We start from the raw sequence: 19618 nt of genomic DNA, 5'->3' as shown, positions 1-19618 counted from the left end.
TCCATCTGGCCGCCCGCCCCTGGGAGTCCGGATACGAGCCGCTGCCCGCCGCCCCGGCGCCGCCGGGCCCGCCCGCGCCCGGCGGCCCCAGGCCCGCCTCGGCCGGTGCCGGGACGGCGGGCAGCGGCTCGTATCCGGACTCCCAGGGGCGGGCGGCCAGATGGAAGTACGCGCCGGGGATGCGCAGCGCGTCGGCGATCCGCTCGATCAGGGAGAGCCGGGCGATGTGGTCCTCGCCCTGCATGATCCGGCTGACCCGGCTCTGGCTGAGGCCCTCGACCGGGGACGCGATCCGGTTCTGGCTCGCGCCGTCGTACTTCTTCATGAGGCGGAAGACCATCCGGAAGTCCCGCGCTGCGCAGGCGGCCCGGAACTCGGCGCGGGCGAGCAGGTCGGGGGAGACCCGGTAGGGACCGGACTCGTACGACATCAACCGGCCTTCCTGAGGGCACCTGAGCCACGCCGACCGCCGCGCCAACCCGTGGGACACCCAACGGAACTCGGACGTCGCGAGGTGACCGGCCCGGGTGTGCGGGCCGTTCCAGGCGGCGCCTGCCGGCGGATGCGCAGGTCGCCCGATGCGTCAAGCCGGAGCCGACACGTCAGGATAGCGACGCTATGCCAGCCGGGAATTGGGTTTGCGCTGGTTGTGGCCGTCGCGGCGTTGTCGCTGATCCGACAGGCGGGGTGCGCGGATCCGCCCGTCCCGCCGGGCTGGCTCTGCTACGGCGCGGGATCGGCGAGTGCCCCGTTCGGAGGATGCCGCGACCCCCGGCCTGGCGGGCGGCCTAGCCCGATCCGGCCGTGGCGCGGGTCATATGAGAAGAGCATGCCTGACTGACGTTTCCCCGCCACCCCCGATCGGGCGACGCTGGCTCCAGGCCGGCCCCGCCCCGCGTCGAGCCGCGACCTCCGCCGGGCGGGGTCGGCGCCGGTCATCGGCGCGGGTGACGGCGCGAACCCGGCCGTCGGCATGGTCGTGAGGCAGGGGGCCCGTGGTCCCAGGCGACGGGCGAAGGCGGAAGGCTGGTGACGATCGTGACGGACCTGATGAGAGACCGGGAGCAGCCGGCCGTCGTCTACGGGATCGTCCGCTTCGCCCCCGGCGGCGACCGGCAGGTGCTGGACATCGTCATCACGTTCGCCACCGCGGCGGCGGCGGACGGCTACGCGGCCGGGCAGGGATGGGCGGACTACGAGGTCGCGCCAGCCCGCTTCTTCGTCCGCGAGCGGCCGTCGGCCCTTGACGCGATGCCGCCCCCGACCCGTCCGGCCCCACCCGGGGCCCGGCCGTCCGCCCTGGATACGCACCTTCCGCCAAGCCCTGACCTGGCCCGCCCTGACCCCGCCAGCGCTGACCCCGCCGGCCCTGACCCCGCCGGCTCTGGCTTGGGCCATCCTGACCCGGCCCGTTCCGGGCCTGGTCGGCCCGGCCTGGGCCGCCCCGACCCGCGCCCGGTCGAACCCGACCACCTCACCGGCCGCCGACCGCCCGGGCCCGCCCGCTGGTCCCCGGCGACAGATCGGCCGCCGACAGGTGGCCCTGCCCTGCCCAAGCAGGGTCACCGCCCCGTCTCCGCTGATCCGGCCGGACCCCCTGGATCGGCGGAGACGGGCGAGACAACCCCGACCGGCGTCGCCGGACAGGGGCCCGCCCGGCCCGGCGAGCCGGCCGGCCGGACCGTCGCCGCACCCGATCCCGGGGTGGGCGGCCCGGTCGGGCCAGGCGTGACCATGACCGCGTGGGGGACCCACCGCTGGGCGATCGCGCTCACCGCGGGCTCCGATCCGGGGGACGCGCTGCGGGCCGTCGGAAGGCTGCCCGCCGGCCTGGTCTTCGCCGCTGCCTACGGAGACGTCGACGTCGTCCTGGTCTACGGCGGCCCGCCTGGTGGGCCCCCGCCCGGCACGCGGCCGACCGTCGCCGAAGAGCTGCTCGACCCGCCGCCTGAAGGCGCGCTGTGGGCCCGGTGGATGACGAGCAGCGAGCGCGATGCCTACCGTGCCGGCCGCGACGCCGCCCTCGACGAGGTCCGGCGGGCCCTGACCTGAGGACTGGCGGACCGCTGACCGGCCGGCTGGGCGGTCGACCGCCGCCGGGGCCACCTGGCGGCAGGGCGCCATCAGTCGTCGTCGCGTAGACGCAGCGTCATCCGGTCGGTGGTCGACGGCAGGGCGGGTACCCGCAGGGTGGTGCGGTGCGCGGCCCGCCCCCGCGGCGTCTGGGTGACCTCGAAGGAGCGGTCGCCCGCCGGGATGAACCGGTCCACGCCGGTGATGAAACCGATTCCGAAGTACGCCGGGATCGGTGTCGCGATGTCGGAGGCGCCGTCCGCGCCGCGGTCGAACACGAACAGCTGCCGGGTCATCTTCGTGCGTGGCGCGGTCGCCGCGGACAGGACGTTCGCGCCGTCGACGGTGAGCACGTCGCTGCCCGCGCCCTGATCGCCCCACCACTCCAGGTCCCGGTCGATGACGAGGTCGGTCTGGCGCGGGCTGACCTCCATGCCACCGCCGATCTCGCCGCCCGGCCGGCTGGTGAGCAGCCGGACGAGCCGGTCACCGCGCCGGAACGGCTCGAAGTAGAAGTGGTGGACGGGCTCCCCCGCCCGCACGATCGCGAACTCGTAGTAGGCCGTCCCGTCGGCGCGCAGCGGCCCCCAGGAGCCGTCGGCGGGCAGCGTGAACAGGCCCGCGAGCCCGTTCGGGAGACGCCGGCCGGTCTTCGGGTCCAGCCGGTACACCTCCAGCCGGGCCCCGCCGAGTCCGGCGTTGGCCGGGTAGAGCAGAGCCCGCCCGGAGATGTCGATCGGCCCGCGCTGCGGGGTGACATCGTCCGTGAACGGATCGGTGCCGGTCAGGAAGCGGTACATCTGCCGGAAGGTAGCGGCCGCGCCGAGCAGCTGGCCGCGGTCGGCTTCCAGGAAACGCACGTTGTCGGCGCCGGCGACCCGCCGGGTGGGATCCCCCGCACCCCACACGACGAGGGTGTGCACCCCCTTGGGAGTTCTGAGGGTCTGCGGTCCGTCGACACTGATCAGATGGGCGACGCGCGCCGCCCGCGCGGGTGAGCTCGCCAGATACCGCTGGCCGAGGTCGGCGCCCTCGGCGTGGGCGACCAGGTCGACCTGTTTGGTTCCGGCGAGTGTCAGCAGGCGTTGTATCTCGCCGTCGAGGCGGGCGAAGACCGGGCCCTCAGTGACGGTCGACGAGGAGGCGTCGTGGTCGAGCGCGGTTATCCGGTCCGCGGGATATCCATTGCTGGCGAAGCGCTGCGCCTGCGACTCGAACTGTTCGCCGGAACCCAGGTTGCCGTGCAGGAAGACAATGGGCGTCCGGGAGGTGTCCGGCGGTGCGACCGGTGCCGCGAGCTCTCGCCCCAACGCGCCGGCCTCCGCGTCGGCGGACGCCGATCCGCCGCCGGCGGAACAGGCGGCGAGTGCCGCGGCGAGCAGCAACGCGGTGGTCAGGCCGAACCAGCGGTGCCGAGGCATGCCGGGCCCCTTCCCTCCGGGATGTTCGGCGGCCGTGCGAACCGCCCCGGTGCTGCTCCGCGCCGATCCCGTGACCAGATCACGGCGCGGCCGATCGGACGACCCCGTGAGACCTGGGTTCTCATCATCCGGTGGAACAGCGAAAGATATCGCCCGCGCGTGGGCGAGGTCACCCGTTCCCGCGCCGGGCGCGACATCGTTGTGGCGGCGGAGGGTCCCGTGCGCCGTGCGCGGATCGGCGGGATGCGGACCGGTGTCGTTGCGGGCCAGCCGCGGGCGGGCGGCTGGCATCGGTGTCCTGAGAACCCGCCGACGGCCGATCGCCGCCCCTGTCGGCGGGTCGGCGCGATGGCCGCCGGCCGGTCGAAGCAGCCGGAAAATGAGGTGCGGACCCTTGCCGGCGCCTGTCATCATGCACGGGTGAGCGAGTCTGGTGAGTCAATGACCAGGCGACGGGAGGAGCTCGACAGAAACACGGTCGGCACTATCGGGGAAGCGGACTGCGTAAAGCCGGTCCGGCACGCCGGTCTACGTTCCTACCTGCGGTTCGTGCGGACTTTCCGGAAACCGCTGCTGGCGGTCGCCGCCTGCTTCACGGTGTCCAACCTGGCGCTCGTCGTCCTGCCGGTGCTCATCGGCGGTTTCATTCAGGCCCTGAGCCGGGGGTCCGATTCCACCGACACCGCCTACCGTTACGTGGCCCTCCTGGTGGGCTGCAACATCCTGCACGACCTGACCTGGCGCGCCGGCGAGCTGATGTACCGCCGGCTGCTCATCCACCGCGGGTACGAATACGAGAACCTGCTGTTCCGGGGCGTGATCGACAAGCCGTACCCGTACTTCGTCGGCAAGTTCACCGGCAAGGTCAGCAGCTACATCGCGACCCTGGGACGGGAGTTCCGGGAGCTCCTGGAGGAGTCCTGTTTCACCTACGTGGAACAGGCGATCCGGGTGCCGTCGATCGTCATCATCATGTTCGCGGTCAACCCGTGGTCGGGGCTCACGTTCCTTTTGGCCATGCTGCTGATGCTCGTGGTCGGCCGGTACACCGCCCGCCGGTCCTTCCGAGCCGAGAAGGAGCTCGCCGACCAGGTTTCCGGGATGGACGGCCACGTCATCGACATCATCGCGAACTTCGTCAGCGTGAAGTCGTTCCGGCAGGAGCGCGCCGAGTACGAGGAGGTGCGCCGGCGCCGCCGTGAGGTCATCACGGCGGCCCGTCGGTCGTTCGCGTGGGACATCGTCTTCTGGGGCGGAATGGCGGTTGTCGTGCGGTATCTTGTCTGGCCGGTCTCGGTGCTGCTCAACCTGCACCTGTACCTGGCCGGCGAGCTCAGCCTGGCGCAGTTCGCGACGTTCCTGTCCGCGCTGGTGATGTTCTCCGACTTCATCTGGGTGACGGTGTGGGAGGTCGCGCAGGTGAACCTGCGGCTGGCCCGGGTCGAGGAGGCGTATCGGTACCTGTTCGGCGACCGGCACATCGCGGTGACCGAGTCCGTCGGGCCGACTTCGCTGGAGTCGCGCCCGGAGCCCGGACCGGGTCAGCTGGAGCTGCGGGGGCTTTCGTTCGCCTATCCGGACAACGACCGACGGCCGGTGCTCACCGGCATCGACCTGACCATCCGGCCGGGCGAGAAGATCGGTGTGGTGGGCCGCAGCGGCAGTGGGAAGACGACGCTCGTCAAGCTGCTGCTCGGCTATTACCCGCTACCGGTGGAATCCGTCCTGGTGGACGGCCGCCCGACGCCGAACCGGGAGCTCGCGGCCGCGATCTCCTACGTTCCCCAGGACACCGCGCTGTTCCATCGCTCCATCCGGGACAACATCACCTACGGGGCACCGGGGCCGGTCAGCCGGGAGCAGGTCGAGGCGGCGGCGCTGCGGGCCCATGCCCACGACTTCATCATCGGTGCGCCGCAGGGCTACGACACCCTCGTCGGCGAGCGCGGAATCCGGCTGTCGACGGGCCAGCGCCAGCGGATCGCGATAGCCCGCGCGTTCATCGACGACCGGCCGATCCTGATCCTGGACGAGGCGACCAGTGCCCTCGACAGCGAGAGCGAGGTCCTCGTCCAGCACGCGCTGGAGCGGCTCTGGCAGGACAAGACGGTCATCGCGGTGGCCCACCGGTTGTCCACCCTGCTGAACATGGACCGCATCATCGTCCTGGCCGACGGCGTCATCGTGGAGCAGGGATCGCACCGCGAACTGCTCGACCTCGGCGGCCGCTACCGGAGCCTGTGGGAACGTCAGAGTGGCGGCATGATCTCCGTCGACTGAGCGCGCCACCGCGGGCCCGCCGACCGGCGGGCCCGCGGCGGCGCCGGGTCCATCAGGTGACGGCGGTCCGCCCGGAGTCGCCGGAGCCGGTGTAACGCGACAGCGCGTCCTTCGCGACCGACCACACCACGGGAATGATCGACATCGGCCAGGCGGAACAGTCGACGCCATGCATGAGCGGGACCTGTCCCCACGAGCCCGACGGCAGGCAGCTGTCGGCCCCGCCGCCCTGGCGGCTCGCCGTCGCCACGCTCGCGGGCACGGCCGCGACCACCGTGGGCACGGTCACCTCGACCGGGGGCACGGTGGCCGACACGGACGCGCCGTCGCCCTCGTCCGTGCCGGAGGAGGAGGCCGGGCTGCCCGCGGCGGCCGCGGTGCCGGCGGTGCCCGCCGAGCCCGTCCCCGAGGAGCCGCCCCGCGCCGTGCCCGCGGCGGTGGTCGCCGTCCTTGCCGCGCCGGCCGCACCAGCCGTGCCTGGCACGCTGGTCGTGTCCGGTGCGGTCGAGCCCGGCTCCTCGGCCGTGCCCGCGGCGCCTGGCGCGCCTGGTGCGACGGCCGCCCCCGCGGTGGCGGCCGGCGCGCCGTCGCCCGCTGCGCCGGACACGGCGGAGACGAGCGTCGTCGCCAGCATCGGCACAGTGGCGGCACCCTCGTCGGCCGGGGCCGCCCAGGGCGCGGCGAGCTGCCACCGTGAGGAGAGCGGACCGCCGTCGAGCCCGGACGGGATCGGCTGCCGAGCATCCCAGACGGTGCCCGTCAGCGGATCGTTCCCGGCGGAGCCGCCCGTACCGGACCCGGTGCCGGCAAGGCCGCCGGGACCGGCCGGCAGCCCGGTCCCGGGCACCGGTGGTACCGCCGGCGCCATCCCGGTGACGGCGTCGCCGGCGGAACCCGAACGCGGGGCGTGCCGGGCCACACTGTCACTGCTCGGCGAACCGCCGCCGGTGGTGGGGCCCATCGGGGCGGAGCCGGCGATGATCGCCGCGGTCACCGCGGCGGCGACCGCGGTCGCGCCCACGCTGGGGGCGAGCGCCGCCCGCCGGATCCGGCGGGCTTCCCGCCGCTCCCGTGCGGCCCGAGCCCGGCGAGCGTCGGCCGCCGCCGCGTCCAGCGGTCCCCTCAGATCGGCGAGGACGAGCGGCTCGACGACGGTGTCGTCGTCGACCGGTTCCAGGCCTACCGGTTCCAGGCCTACCGGTTCCAGGCCCACCGGCTCCAGCCCGGCCGGGCTCTGGCCGGCCGGGCTGTGGATGGCCGGACGTGAGCCGATCGGTTCCAGACTGACCGGACTCGCGTCGACCGGTGGGGGGCTGACCGCTTCCGGGCGGATCGGCTCCAGAGCGAGCGGCGGTACCGCCGCGGCCCGGGCGGAGACACGGACGCCGCTCGCGGGCCCGATACCGAGGCCGGCCGCCGCCGCGGCCGTCTCGATCTGGGTTCGCAGCCGCCGGGAGTCCGGCCGGCGCTCCGGCTTCTTGCGCAGGGCGGCGGCGATCACGCCGCGCAGCGAGTCGGGCAGGCCGTCGAGGTCGGGCTCGCCGTAGACGGTGCGGTACAGCAGCGCGTCGAGCGGACCTGCACCGAACGGCGGGCGCCCGCTCGCCGCGAAGGCGATCGTCAGGCCCCAGGAGAACACGTCGGCGGCGGGGCGGGCCCGCCGCGTGGTCGTCAGCAGCTCGGGCGCCAGGTAGCCGACGCTGCCGAGTACGACACCGGAACCGGTCATCGTCCCGGGCGGACCCGCGACGATGCCGAAGTCGATCACCTTCGGGCCGTCCGGGCCCAGCATCACGTTGCCCGGCTTGAGATCCCGGTGCACGACGCCGACCTGGTGGATGGCGCCCAGCGCCTCCGCGAGACCGCTCGCCAGCCGCCACAGCGGCTCGCCGGACATCGGCCCACCGGCGGTGATCGACGCGAACAGGGTCGGCCCGTCGACGTACTCGGTGGCCAGCCAGGGCACGTCGCCGTCGACGTCCGCGCTCAGCAGCCGGGCGATGCGCGGGCTGTCGATCCGCGACACCGCGGCCGCCTCGCGGTGGAAGCGGCTGCGTGATCCCGCGTCGGCCGTGTACTCCTCGCGCATGACCTTGACCGCGGCGCGGACACCGGCGGCGTCCTCGCCGAGGTACACGATGCCCATGCCGCCGCTGCCGAGCCGGCCGATGAGCCGGTACGGACCTACTTCGGGCGGATCACCCGCCCGCAGAGCCTTACAGGACACGAAACGTCCCCCTCGGATGCTCCCTCGCACGGCGGCTGCCACGTGTGCCGCCGTGCCGGGTACCAGGAGCGGCGGCGAACCACGAACGCCGGCGCCGCCCGGCCGCGGCTGTGCGCCGCCACCCGACCGACCCGTTGTACCCGGACGATTCGACCGAGGTGCCGGTGCTCGCGCGGGCGGGGGTGGGGCCCGCGTGACGTGTTCACGGAGCATCGAGGGTCCGGCCGGCCGCGTCCGCACCGACGTCGGCGGTCGGGGCGCGCGGCCGGTCGGGGACCCGGGCGCCCGGGTGGGTGCCCGCCCGGGCGGCGCACCGGGCCGGTCGAAGCCGCTCGTACCTGGGCTCGGGCGGCGCTCGGCGGGGCGCTGGGTGCGGGCGGTGCGCTACCGGGCGACGAGTCGGCGGATGTCCGTGCTGGCGGTGCCGAGCCCGCTCGGGCTGCCGAAGGGGCGCCGGTCGGCGGCCGGGTGGTAGCGCAGCTCGGCCTCCTCGTATCGGTGGGTCCCTTCGTGCCAGCGCAGGATGCCGGCGAGCCAGTGCTGGAGCTCCCCGATGTAGCGGCCCAGCGCCCCGCGGATCTCGCCGTCGAGCTCCATCTGGTCGAACAGCGCGGGCAGCTCCTCGGCGATGATGTGCTCGAACTGGCGCATCCGGGCCGTCATCAGGTCGTTGACCACCTCGACTGCGCGCTCGCGGTCGCAGCCGAGGAAGTTCTCGACGACGAGCACACAGTTGTGGATCTCGCCCTCGAACTGGATCTCCTTCTGGTAGGAGAAGACGTCGTTGAGCAGGCAGGCGTAGTCGGCCGCCGCGTTCTCCAGCGACCGCATCGGCCTGGTGCGGAAGACCTCCGCGGGCACGGTGCTCGCGTGGGCGAGCCGGCACAGGCTCATCGTCAGGTCCGAGCCGAAGGTGGCGCGGCGCATCTCCAGGTAGTCGATGGGATCGGGGATGCGGTTGACGGCCGCGTTCGCCAGTTCCCACAGCCAGCTGTCGATCATCACCTCCACGGCGGTGCGGAAGATGGCGCGGGCGTCCGGCGCCATCGGAGCGGCGGTGCGTCCCCACAGGTCGGCGAGGCCGCGTTCGAGCGCGTTCGCCGGCACGTCCGTGATCGGCCCGTCGAGTGGCATGAACGCGCGCAGCCGCGCGTTGGACAGCTTCGCCCCGGCGAGGTCGCCGGTGCGGCCGAAGGCCACCGGGTAGAGATCGTCGCCGTAGGTTCCCCAGGTCAGCCAGCCGGTGGTCAGGTCGAGCTCCGCCGCCGAGGCGTCCGGGTGGATGCCGGCCGAGCACAGGGCGAAGTCGAAGGCGATCAGCTTGTGCTCGTCCCAGATGCCGGGAACGGCGTCCAGCATGCCCATCGACCGGGCCCACCCGAGGATCGAGCGGCGGGCCTCGCCCAGGTGCGGGCTCTGGCCGGTGCCGTAGGGCAGGTAGAACTCGGGCAGCGTCGTCGGGCCGACGAGCCGGAACGGCACGCTGGCGTGGGCCCGCAGCCGTTGGGGCGTGGTCGCGAGCAGGGACGGCACGATCCGCACCGCCGAGGTACCGAGGCTCGGCACGCCGGGCAGACCGGGCAGGCCGCCGACCCCCAGCGGTGTCGGGACGCCGGCACCGGCCGGGGATGGCGCCGCGGCGGATGGCAGTGCTGTCTCGCCGGGGAGGGCGTCGGGGGTGACCTCGCTGTTCATGTAACGACTGGAGCGCAGGTGCCACTCGTGCCCGCCGGACTGCCAGTCCTGCAGGCCCTTGGTGTAGGCCAGGGTCGCGAGCCGGCCCGCCGGGTCGACGCCGTGCTCGTCGAGGACGGCCGGCACCTCGGTGATCGCCGTGTGCTCGAACTGGTGCAGGCGGGAGGTGAGCAGGTCGTTGACGGCCTCGGCGGCGGCCTGCGTGCCGATGCCGAGGAAGCGTTCGACGACGAGGACGCCGTTGGACAGCTCGCCCTCCTCGGTGACCTCGCGCTCGTAGGAGAACAGGTCGTTGCGCAGGTGGACGGCGTCGGAGAAGGTGTCGCGCAGCACCCGCAGCGGGCGGGTGGCGGCGACGGCGGTCGGTACCTCGGCGTCGGCGGCGTGCTCGACGAGGTTCGCCGACCAGGGGGCGCCGCCGACCTTGCGGCGCATCTCGATGTACTCGATCGGGTTCGACAGCCGACCCGCGTTGATGTTGGCGAGCTCCCAGAGCGACTCGTCAAGCAGGGCGCGGGTGCTGACGACGAACCGGGCCCGCCAGTCGGCCGAGCGGGCCGGCACGGTGCGTTCCCACAGGTCGGCCAGACCCCGCTCGACGGGGTTCGTCGGCTCCTCGGTGATCGGGCCCTCGATCGGCATGAACGCGGGCAGCCGGTCGAGGTAGGCGCGGGCGCCGGCCATGTCGTGCGTGCGCTTGAAGAGCTCGAGGAAATGGTCGTCGAAGTAGAACACCCAGACGTACCAGTCGGTGATCAGGTTCAGCCGGTCGGCGGTGGCGTCGGGATGGGTGTAGGCGCACAGCAGGGCGTAGTCGTGGGCGTCGAGATCCTGCTCGGTCCAGATCGCGATACCGCCCTCGGACGGATCGATCATTTCCATCTCCCGGGCCCACACCCGGCTGTGTTCCCGGGCGGTCTCCAGATGGGGACTGAGCCGCGCCGGATACGGCACGTAGAATTCGGGAAGGGTGAAAGGCTGCATCGTTTCTCCGGGAAAACCCTTCGCTGCCGCGGATCGCTGCCGCGGATCGTGGACGCCGGATCCGGGCGCCATCCGCCGGGCGCAACGCGCCCGTGGCGAACGTCGACGGAAGCGGCGTGGTGCGCACCGGCCGGGGCACTCAGCGTCCGATCTCGACGTTCTCCAGCACGCCGAGGGCGTCCGGGACGAGAACCGCGGCGGAGAAGTAGGTCGTCACCAGGTAGGAGATGATCGCCTTCTCGCTGATGCCCATGAACCGCACCGACAGGCCCGGCTCGTACTCGTCGGCGAGGCCCGTGTGGTGCAGGCCGATCACGCCCTGGCTCTCCTCGCCGGTGCGCAGCGCGATGACGGACGTGCTGCCCGTCGCGCTGATCGGGATCTTGTTCAGCGGGAGCAGCGGAACACCCCGCCAGGCCGGGACGTGCTGGTCGTGGAACAGCACGGTCGCCGGGTAGATGCCGCGTGCGGTGCACTCCCGGCCGAAGGCCGCGATCGTGCGGGGGTGGGCGAGCAGGAAGTGGGTGCTGCGCCGGCGGCTGAGCAGCTCGTCGAAGTCGTCCGGGGTCGGCGGGCCGGAGTGGGTGTGGATGCGCTGGCGCAGGTCGGCGTTGTGCAGCAGGCCGAAGTCGGGGTTGTTGACCAGCTCGTGCTCCTGGCGCTCGCGCAGCGCCTCGACGGTGAGCCGCAGCTGCTGCTCCAGCTGGTTGATCGGCTCGTTGTAGAGGTCGGCCACCCGGCTGTGGATGCGCAGGACGGTCTGGGCGACGCTGAGCTCGTACTCGCGGGGGGTGAGCTCGTAGTCGACGAACGTGCCGGGCAGGTCCGGCTCGCCGCTGTGACCGGCGGAGATCGCGATCTCCGCCTCGCCGTGCTTGTTGCGCGCCGGCTGCGGCCGGGACTGGTACTCGCTCAGGTGCCCGGCCAGCGCCGTGTCGCGGCCGACGACCTCGGCGAGCTGGTCGCGGGTGAGCACCAGCACGGTGGTCGGCGTCAGCGCGCGGGCGGTGTAGTCCCAGGTCAGGTCGGACGCGACCAGAACGTCCTCGCCGAAGTACTCGCCGTCCGCCAGCACGCCGAGGGAGCGCTCGTCGCCGTACTCGGTGGCGCCGAACTTCCCGACCTTGCCGTGGGCGATCAGGAACACCGCGTCAGCCGGGGCGCTGGTCTCCGCCAGGACGTCGCCCTGGCCGTACTCGCGCTGCTCGAAGCGGTCCGCGAGACCGGTGAGCGCGTCGCCGCCGAAGCCGCGCAGCGCGGGCAGCTCCGCCAGCTCGCCGGGCACCACCCGAACGTCGGAGCCGGTGTTGGTGAACGTGATCAGGCCGTCCCCGAGGATGTAGGTCAACCGGCGGTTGACCCGGTAGACGCCACCGGCGGTCTGGACCCAGGGAAGAACGCGCAGCAGCCACCGGGAGGTGATCTCCTGCATCTGGGGGACGGACTTGGTGGTCGTCGCGAGGTTGCGCGCGGCCGCGGTGCTCAGGCTCAGCCGGGGGTCCTCGCCGGCGGCGCCCGCGCTGGTCACTCCGGGGTCGGTCGGAACGGGCTCGGTCATGGCAGACTCCACCTATCTGTGGTTCTTGCTGGGGCTGTTCTTCCAGGTGCTGGGTGCGACCGGCCAGGACAGGCGGGCAGAGCGGGTGGGCACAGCCCAGCCGAGGTCCGGTCCGGTGTGATGCGTCGCCGGAGATGCTCGTGGCGATGTGGTCGGACGGCCGCGATCTCGCCATCCGCCCGCCGTGCGTCGCGGGGTTCCGCCGGTCGGCGGCGCGGGCCGGTGGGGCGCGCGCCGCCAACCCTCGTGCTGCCGTCGCCGCCCGACCGCCCGCGGTACGCCCACGGGCCGAGGAACGACGGTCAGGCGAAGGTGTGCGCGGCCGTCATCCGGCCGCGAGAAGATGTCTGCGGCGAGGGCGGTCCGACCGCCCGATCACCGTTACGACAATGCAGGCGAATGATCCGCGTCCGCCCATGGGTCGTGTGACCGCATCGTCGACAGCTCCATACCAGTAGACCCCCGTGGTGTCGCGGGTTTCGGCGACATGCGCTTTGTAATCGAGTCCGACGGCGCGTGTCTCGCCGCGCATCGGAAGCCTCCCCCATGGGCGGGTTGGGCGGCAAGCCTTTTGCCGAACCAATCGCGGACTGGCCCGCCGGATGACCCGTTCTAGTCCTGAGTGATCCGATCTTCGTCACGGACCGTAAAGGTCGGCACGGTATGGAGACGACTGATTTCCGGGGCGTTGCGGCGATCCGGCGGCCAACCGCTCGAGTGCATTTCCCGGGGTGCGGAACAATCGCGGAATGTGCCTCGCCCGCCGATGGCAAATCGTCGGATGGTGTGCCGCCGCTCGGTCTCGATTCCGCCGTGCCGCGTCCAGCGCACTTCACCGCGCCGCGACCGGGGGAACGTCGGCCTGCGGCGTGCCGCGACGCCGTCCGAGCTGACCGGCCGCACGTCTGGTGCCCGGCCGCGGCCGCCGGCCGCGGGGTCGCGATCGGGCGGCGTGCGGGACGCGGGAAACGCACTGTCCGGGATGCGTCAACCTGGTCGGCGTGCTCGTCGACCCGCGGCGATCGGGTGTGGCGCGGCGTGGCGCGACATGGCCCGGTCGTCGACGCGGCGGGTGGGCGCAGGCCGAGCGCGGGCGGAATCGTTCGTGGGCGGCCAGCGGAAGGCGGCCCTCGACCGAGGGACGGCTGCACGTGGGGCCCCGCCGGCGGCTGTCGCGGGTTACGCGCGCCGGCGCCGCCGGTGGGCGGGAAGGAAAGTCGGTGCCCAGGCCACGCGGTCCGAGGCGGTCGCGGCGGTCCTCGTCCGCGCTGGGCGATCCACCGTGGCCCCGCCGCGTTGCCCGGGTTCGGCGGGGCCCGGCCCGCGCGGCCCGCACGGCCTGGCCGCGGCGGGAGACGCGGCGATGGCGGCGCGGGCCCGCTCCTGCCCGGCCCGTGGCCCGGCCTCGCGGCGGGACGGTCCGGTCGGCAGGCTCCGGCTCCGCGCCGGCCGCGCCGTCGAGAGGGCGGGGGCGTGTCCGTTTCAGGGCCAATGGCCTGGCTGGTTCCGGGACTTTGGTCCTTATCGAATCGGCGGTCTCCGTATTGCATCGGTCACCGATGGCGTATCAGAAGTGACTGTCCGACATTGCCGGTTTCGGCCCCGGCGTCGGTGACGGAAAGTCGCGGGCGCCCGGTCGGATAGCGGCACTGGTTGCCGGCTCGCGGACATCGGGCCGTCGGGCGGCGATGGCCACGTGGCGTGGGAGTGTCGGAGCCGAATGATCCTGCGGCGAGGGTGGCGGCCCGGTTTCCGGAATCGCCTACGTGTCCGCGTTGACGTGATCGCTACGCGATGAACTCTTGACTCTCGGTAAGGTTGTCGGCTAGTGGACTAGTTCCAAATGGCTAGTAAACCCTGTGCACTGCTAGCCAGAGCGCACTAGGTCGCATGTGGAGGGGATCTTCCGGGCCGCCGTCGCGAGGACGTGCCCACCCCGCGGCGCCGTGTCGCGAACTCCGCGTGTCGTGTCTGGTTTGTCCCCCTGCTCGCGACACGGGCCGCCGTGACGCTGCCATCACACTGCGACGGCCCGCCGCGACAACCAACCGCGAAGATCACGCATCGAGGCGGCCGCGGGCGGGCGCGGGCGCCGCCGGTCCCGTGCTCAGCCGGCGGCGCGCACCGCCGCGGCGGTGGCCAGTGGATGAGCGGCCAGCTCGAACGCCGCCATCTGCTCGACCGACCAGGGGCTCAGCGCCCAGGGAGCCGACACGGCGGCGGCGCGGTACGCCTCCCAGTCGACCCACCGCCACTCGACGACCTCGCCCGGGTCCGGATCCGGATCGCCCAGCGCGCGGGCGACGTAGACGGGGCAGACCTCGTTCTCGACCAGGCCGTCGGCCGCTGTCGCCCGATAGGCGAAGTCGGGCAGCGCGAGGCTCAGGTCGGCGAGCGCCAACCGCAGTTCCTGTCCCACCCGCCGCTCGACGGCGACCTCCATCGGCTCGCCGGGGCGGGGATGCCCGCAACAGCTGTTGGTCCACACCCCGGGCCAGGTCCGCTTGCCCAGCGCGCGGCGGGTGACGAGCAGCCGCCCGGCGGCGTCGAAGATGTACGTCGAGAAGGCCAGGTGCAGAGGCGTGTCGAGACCGTGCACGGCCAGCCGCGGCGCCGTCCCGCACGGCCGGCGTTCCGCGTCCAGCAGCACGACCTGATCGCCGACGTCGACGGCGGGAGCAGAGGTTTGGGTACTCACGGGGCTGGCCTCACTTCCAGGGGGGTGTGGGGTCCCACCGGTCCATCCTCCCGCCGGGGGGCGCGCACAGCGGCCCGACCCTGGGCCCCGCTGGTCACATCGGTACCCCGAACGGGCCAACCTGGGGCTGGTGAGCCGCCCGGGCGTGCGTGGTGGGCGCGGGCCGTGATGGTCCGATTCGGGACGGCGATACCCAGGGTTGATCATCCCATTGATGGCAGGCTGAGTCGGGGTAGGTCGGTCCGGGTGGCTGACCGTCACCAAACGCTCGCCGATCGCATTCGTGGAGGAAGCGCCGATGACGGACATGGACGTGCGTCCCACCGACACCGCCAGGGCCGACGCCACCACGGGCGAGACCCCGGGCGACGCCACCCCGGGCGACGCCACCGCGGGCGCCGCCGCCCGGGGTGAGGACGCTCGGTGTGAGGCCGGGCTCCTGGGCGTCCTCGCCGACCTCGTCGGGCGGGGGCTTGCCGGGGCCGAGCCCGGCCGGGACCAGGCGTTGGCGGTGCTGCGCAGCGGGGACGACGACCTGCTGGACGTCCTCGCCGCCGCCGGGCGCCTGCGGCGCCACCACTTCGGCCGTCGGGTCAAGCTGAACTTCCTGGTCAACCTCAAGAGCGGGCTGTGCCCGGAGGACTGTTCCTACTGCTCCCAGCGGCTGGGCTCGCAGGCCGGCATCCTGCGGTACAGCTGGCTGCGCCCGCAGGAGGCGGCCGCGTCCGCCGGTGCTGGCATCGCCGGTGGTGCCCGCCGGGTCTGCCTGGTCGCGAGCGGCCGCGGCCCCACCGACCGGGACGTGGACCGCGTCGCGGACACCATCGGGGCGATCAAACAGGCCCACCCGGAGGTCGAGGTCTGCGCCTGCCTGGGCCTGCTCTCCGACGGGCAGGCTGACCGGCTGCGCTCGGCCGGTGCGGACGCGTACAACCACAACCTGAACACGTCCGGCGAGAACTACGCGGACATCTGCTCCACCCACACCTACGACGACCGGGTGCGCACCGTCGACGAGGCGAGGGGCGCGGGGCTGTCCCCCTGCTCCGGGATCATCGCCGGGATGGGGGAGAGCGACGAGGACCTGGTGGACGTCGCGTTCGCGCTGCGCGCGCTGCGGCCGGACTCGATCCCGGTCAACTTCCTGATGCCGTTCGAGGGCACCCCACTGGCTGGCGAGTGGAACCTGGATCCGCGCCGGTGCCTGCGGATCCTGGCCATGGTCCGCTTCGTCAACCCCGCCGCCGAGGTGCGCCTCGCCGGCGGCCGGGAGATCCATCTCGGGTCGATGCAGGCGCTGGCCCTCTCGGTGGCCAACTCGATCTTCCTGGGCGACTACCTCACCAGTGAGGGCCAGCAGGGTCACCAGGACCTGAAGATGATCGAGGAGGCCGGTTACACCGTCGAGGGCCTGGCCGACGCGGAGGCAGCGGCGGACACGGCGGACACGGCGCGCTCGGTCACCTTGCGCCACCGCGGGGTGGGCACCGAGCTGCCGCCCAACGCCTGAGTCCGACGCCCGGCCGTGCGCCGGCGATCTGCCCGTCAGGAGGCGAGCAGCCCGGCGTCTGCCCGGATCTCGGCGAGCCGCTCCCACTCGTCACTGGTCAGGACGGTCAGGGCGGCGGGGAACAGGCCCTCCTGCTCCTTGACGATGTGTCGGCGCAGCAGGGTCAGTGCCTTAGTGATCTGGGCGGGCCAGGCCGGATCCGTACGGGCGGTGCCGTCGGTCGCCCCGGCGAGCACCGCCGCGATCCGCCGGTGCTCGCCCTGCAGGACGGCGATCTGCTCGGGGAACTCCGCGGCCATCGGGGGGAACAACCCGCCCTCCTCGACCTCGGCGTGCGCGCCGAAAAGGACGGAGATCGCCGTCACGCACTCGACGAGCGCGTCGAGGTCCCCGCAGCGGCAGGCGGCGCGGGCGAGCGCCGACAGCTCGACGAGCTCGTCCTGCTCGCGGATCAGCTCCTCGATGGCCGGGGTCGCAAGGCACCAGCAGTAGTCAGACACAGTAGGCCGTCCTCGGTTCGCTTGGAGATCAGTCGACCGTTCCGGTGTGGGGCCACCGGATCCGTCCACCCGCCGAGTGGGTCCGCCGAACGGCGCCCACCCGGCCGATACGCAGGGACCCAACGACGACGCGGGCCCCGGGGTACGTGCGCGACGGGGGTCGGGCCGATCGGGTTGCTCCGCCCAGCGGCGCTCGGTGCGCGCCGCCACAGCCATCATCCGGTCCGCCGCGCGGCAGCTATATGGCCGTTGGTCCCCTTCGGGGCCTTCCGAACTGCCGCGGACGGCGGGCCCGGGTGGCTCCCGCCTCGATCCGGCGCCGTCACCGACCTGTTCCGCTGGAAAACGTCAGGTGCGCGGGGTGTCGGGAAGGCGACAGGCGGGTCTTTTCGGCTTGTCGGCTCGCGTTGGCCTCTCGAATATGGCTCATTGATCGGAATTCGTTGCTCGGACAACGGGCCTGTTGCCCGGTAAACGATCCTGGCCGCTGCCACGCGGAAACCCGTACGTGAGCCTCGTGTGCTTTGGTGAATATCTGGTAAACGCGCTCCGGTATGCCCGTCCTCGCCGCCGGCGTGCCCGCTCTCGTCGGTCGCGGCGTCCCGCCTCGGATCGTACCGGCCGTCTCGCGGGTCGGCGGCGACGTCAAACCCACAGGTCACCATGGGTCTGAGACCTGCATCACGCAGTCCATTACGTTATGGAACGTAATGGTGTAGCGTCGACTTCATCAGCAGGCAGTCCCTGTCGATCCCGGCGACGTTCTGTGGTCGGCAGGTCGGGGAAAGGAGGTCTCCTTGGTGCCTAACAGGACCTTGGGTCGCGGATCGGCGGCTCTCGAGGTCTCGGCGCTCGGGCTCGGGTGTATGGGGATCAGTGAGTTCTACGGAACCGTCGACGAATCCGTTGGTGAGCGGACGGTGGCCGCGGCCCTCGATGCCGGCATCACCATGCTGGACACGGCCGATGTCTACGGGCCCTTTCGAAACGAAGAGCTTGTGGGTCGGGTCGTCGCGAAGCGCCGCGACAACGTTGTACTCGCAACCAAATGCGGTCTTCGGCATACAGACAGCGGATTCCAGATAGACGGTACCCCGGAATACGTCAAGAAGGCCGCGGAGGGTTCTCTGCGCCGGCTCGGCGTCGACCACATCGACCTCTACTACCAGCACCGGCCCGATCCGAAGGTTCCGATCGAGGACACGGTCGGCGCGATGGCCGAGCTGGTGGCGGAAGGCAAGGTGCGGCACGTCGGTCTCTCCGAGCCCGGCCCCGGCACTCTGGCCCGTGCGCACGCCACGCACCCGATCACCGCGATCCAGACCGAGTGGTCGCTGTGGTCCCGCGACATCGAGGACGAGGTGCTCCCGGTCGCCCGGGAGCGGGGGATCGGTGTCGTCGCCTACTGCCCGCTGGGGCGGGGATTCCTCACCGGCGCTTTCCGGTCCGTCGATCACCTCGAGGCTTCGGACCTCCGGCGGGTGCACCCGCGATTTCAGGGTGAGAACCTCGCGAGGAACCTCGTTCTGCTGGAGACGCTAGAGGAGATCGCCGGCGCGCGCGGCGCGACCACGGCCCAGATCGCCCTGGCCTGGCTGTTGGCTCGAGGCGAGGACGTGGTTCCCATCTTCGGTACCACCAGGGCCGAGCATCTGCGGCAGAACCTTGAGGCGTCGCACCTCGTGCTGAGCGCCGAGGAACTCCGGCAGATCGACGAGCGGATTCCCCCCGGCTCCGCCGCGGGGCCCCGCACCGGGCCGGGCGCCGCGCACATGGAGACCCCCGAGAAAGTTCACTGAACAACCGCCGCTCGCGGCGCGTGAGGCCGTCGAGCCTTCCGCGCCGGTGGCGGAGGTCTCGCCGGCGGGTCGGGAAGGCGGGGCGACGGATCACGGCGGTGGTCCGCCGCGTCAGCTGCCTTCTCGCTCCGCCCGCGGTTCGGGCGGTGCCGCCGGTGCGCATCTCGGCGGCGCCAGTAGCCCGGTGAGGAGCAGGGTGACGACCTGGTCGAGGAACTCGGTCGGCACCGGGACGTCCCCGCTGGCGAGACGCAGGTAGACCGGCCCCCACAGCAGCTGCCACAGCAGCGTCGGGTCGATGCCCTGACGTAGCTCGCCGGCGCGGGTCTGCCGCGCCACCAGGCCCGCGAGCCTGTCCTGACGGGGGCGCAGGAACTCGGCGCGATAGGACTCCATCACGTCCGGGTGCTCGGTGGCGGAGGCGATCACGGACGCGAGGATGACGCTGTCCTGCTCCTGGGCGAAGCCGAAGGCGCCGTGCATGAACGCGCGCAGCTCCTCGTCGACGCCGCCGCCGGGGGCCAGCACGAGTCGGTGGTTGACCTCCGTCATGAAGGCCTCGAGCGCCACGGCGGTCTTGTTGGGCCACCACCGGTAGATGGTCGGTCGGCTGACGCCGGACCGGCTGGAGATCGCCTCGATGGACAGGCTCGCACGCTCGCGCAGCAGCTCCAGCGTCGCGCGGAGCACGGCCGTGCGCAGGCTCGTGTCGCGAGGTCTGCCCCGCCGGGCGGCCGTGACGGAGCTGGCGGTAGCTGACCCCGGGATGCTGCCGGGATCGTGAGCCATCGTCTCTCCCCTGGCCCGGTCGTGACACGTGGTGGAGGACCGGGCGATCCAGTGCGCTCGGCCCATCATCCACGCTAGCCCGTC

General features: G+C 72.6%; 13 protein-coding genes. 5 read left to right on the top strand and 8 right to left on the bottom strand.

All coding sequences use genetic code 11. From position 1 onward, the window contains the following. On the bottom strand, nucleotides 1-430 hold a 430-nt coding region (locus tag AC6EXY_RS09905; protein ID WP_499842328.1), incomplete at its 3' end, for a helix-turn-helix domain-containing protein. Between the two features lie 599 nt (nucleotides 431-1029). On the opposite strand from AC6EXY_RS09905, the gene AC6EXY_RS09900 reads away from it, so the two are divergent. Further along, a complete protein-coding gene (locus AC6EXY_RS09900; protein WP_499817026.1) occupies nucleotides 1030-2052 on the top strand; it encodes a hypothetical protein in 1023 nt (340 codons plus the stop codon). 71 nt (nucleotides 2053-2123) lie between these two features. Here AC6EXY_RS09900 and AC6EXY_RS09895 read toward each other — a convergent pair whose 3' ends face one another. Further along, a complete protein-coding gene (locus tag AC6EXY_RS09895) occupies nucleotides 2124-3494 on the bottom strand; it encodes a lipase (RefSeq protein ID WP_101834088.1) in 1371 nt (456 codons plus the stop codon). Between the two features lie 549 nt (nucleotides 3495-4043). Here AC6EXY_RS09895 and AC6EXY_RS09890 point away from each other — a divergent pair. Beyond that, nucleotides 4044-5774 (top strand): ABC transporter ATP-binding protein, encoded by a 1731-nt coding sequence (locus AC6EXY_RS09890; RefSeq protein WP_243407945.1) that lies wholly within the window; start codon nucleotides 4044-4046, stop codon nucleotides 5772-5774. 52 nt (nucleotides 5775-5826) lie between these two features. Here AC6EXY_RS09890 and AC6EXY_RS09885 read toward each other — a convergent pair whose 3' ends face one another. The 3 genes from AC6EXY_RS09885 to AC6EXY_RS09875 all read right to left on the bottom strand — a co-directional run bounded on the left by AC6EXY_RS09885 (nucleotide 5827) and on the right by AC6EXY_RS09875 (nucleotide 12238). Beyond that, nucleotides 5827-8001: a serine/threonine-protein kinase gene (locus AC6EXY_RS09885; protein WP_499817025.1), complete on the bottom strand. Its 2175-nt coding sequence runs from the start codon at nucleotides 7999-8001 to the stop codon at nucleotides 5827-5829. 384 nt (nucleotides 8002-8385) lie between these two features. Beyond that, nucleotides 8386-10680 carry a family 2 encapsulin nanocompartment cargo protein terpene cyclase gene (locus AC6EXY_RS09880; RefSeq protein ID WP_101834092.1) on the bottom strand — a complete coding sequence of 765 codons (2295 nt, stop codon included), beginning with the start codon at nucleotides 10678-10680 and terminating at the stop codon, nucleotides 8386-8388. A gap of 139 nt (nucleotides 10681-10819) precedes the next feature. Continuing rightward, nucleotides 10820-12238 (bottom strand): family 2B encapsulin nanocompartment shell protein, encoded by a 1419-nt coding sequence (locus tag AC6EXY_RS09875; RefSeq protein ID WP_499817024.1) that lies wholly within the window; start codon nucleotides 12236-12238, stop codon nucleotides 10820-10822. On the opposite strand from AC6EXY_RS09875, the gene AC6EXY_RS09870 reads away from it, so the two are divergent. Next, entirely contained in the window at nucleotides 12237-12359 is a 123-nt protein-coding gene (locus AC6EXY_RS09870; protein ID WP_279354698.1) for a hypothetical protein, read from the top strand. The two genes, AC6EXY_RS09875 and AC6EXY_RS09870, sit on opposite strands and share 2 nt — an antisense overlap. 1986 nt (nucleotides 12360-14345) lie before the next feature. On the opposite strand, the gene idi is transcribed toward AC6EXY_RS09870, so the two are convergent. Then, on the bottom strand, nucleotides 14346-14936 hold the full coding sequence (gene idi, locus AC6EXY_RS09865) for an isopentenyl-diphosphate Delta-isomerase (protein ID WP_101834096.1): 591 nt from the start codon (nucleotides 14934-14936) through the stop codon (nucleotides 14346-14348). Nucleotides 14937-15234: 298 nt separating this feature from the next. On the opposite strand from idi, the gene bioB reads away from it, so the two are divergent. Continuing rightward, nucleotides 15235-16446 (top strand): biotin synthase BioB, encoded by a 1212-nt coding sequence (bioB, locus tag AC6EXY_RS09860; RefSeq protein ID WP_499817023.1) that lies wholly within the window; start codon nucleotides 15235-15237, stop codon nucleotides 16444-16446. 35 nt (nucleotides 16447-16481) lie between these two features. Here the strand turns inward: bioB and AC6EXY_RS09855 are convergent, their stop codons facing one another. Further along, nucleotides 16482-16946: a hemerythrin domain-containing protein gene (locus AC6EXY_RS09855; RefSeq protein ID WP_101834098.1), complete on the bottom strand. Its 465-nt coding sequence runs from the start codon at nucleotides 16944-16946 to the stop codon at nucleotides 16482-16484. Nucleotides 16947-17746: 800 nt separating this feature from the next. Here AC6EXY_RS09855 and AC6EXY_RS09850 point away from each other — a divergent pair. After that, nucleotides 17747-18745, top strand: a complete 999-nt coding sequence (locus AC6EXY_RS09850) for an aldo/keto reductase (protein ID WP_499817022.1) — start codon at nucleotides 17747-17749, stop codon at nucleotides 18743-18745. A 111-nt stretch (nucleotides 18746-18856) separates the two neighbouring features. On the opposite strand, the gene AC6EXY_RS09845 is transcribed toward AC6EXY_RS09850, so the two are convergent. After that, nucleotides 18857-19534: a TetR/AcrR family transcriptional regulator gene (locus AC6EXY_RS09845; protein WP_499817021.1), complete on the bottom strand. Its 678-nt coding sequence runs from the start codon at nucleotides 19532-19534 to the stop codon at nucleotides 18857-18859. Nucleotides 19535-19618 lie beyond the last annotated feature (84 nt).

It is taken from the genome of Frankia sp. RB5, assembly GCF_059816245.1.
Note: the sequence above shows the minus strand (reverse complement) of the source record. Positions and strands in the feature narration are given on the sequence as shown.

What these genes read in the sequence shown, in the direction of transcription:
- AC6EXY_RS09845 (WP_499817021.1), bottom strand. Translation starts at nt 19,534, where the DNA reads ATGGCTCACGATCCCGGCAGCATCCCGGGGTCAGCTACCGCCAGCTCC.
- AC6EXY_RS09870 (WP_279354698.1), top strand. Translation starts at nt 12,237, where the DNA reads ATGGCAGACTCCACCTATCTGTGGTTCTTGCTGGGGCTGTTCTTCCAG.
- AC6EXY_RS09895 (WP_101834088.1), bottom strand. Translation starts at nt 3,494, where the DNA reads ATGCCTCGGCACCGCTGGTTCGGCCTGACCACCGCGTTGCTGCTCGCC.
- bioB (WP_499817023.1), top strand. Translation starts at nt 15,235, where the DNA reads ATGACGGACATGGACGTGCGTCCCACCGACACCGCCAGGGCCGACGCC.
- AC6EXY_RS09880 (WP_101834092.1), bottom strand. Translation starts at nt 10,680, where the DNA reads ATGCAGCCTTTCACCCTTCCCGAATTCTACGTGCCGTATCCGGCGCGG.
- AC6EXY_RS09875 (WP_499817024.1), bottom strand. Translation starts at nt 12,238, where the DNA reads ATGACCGAGCCCGTTCCGACCGACCCCGGAGTGACCAGCGCGGGCGCC.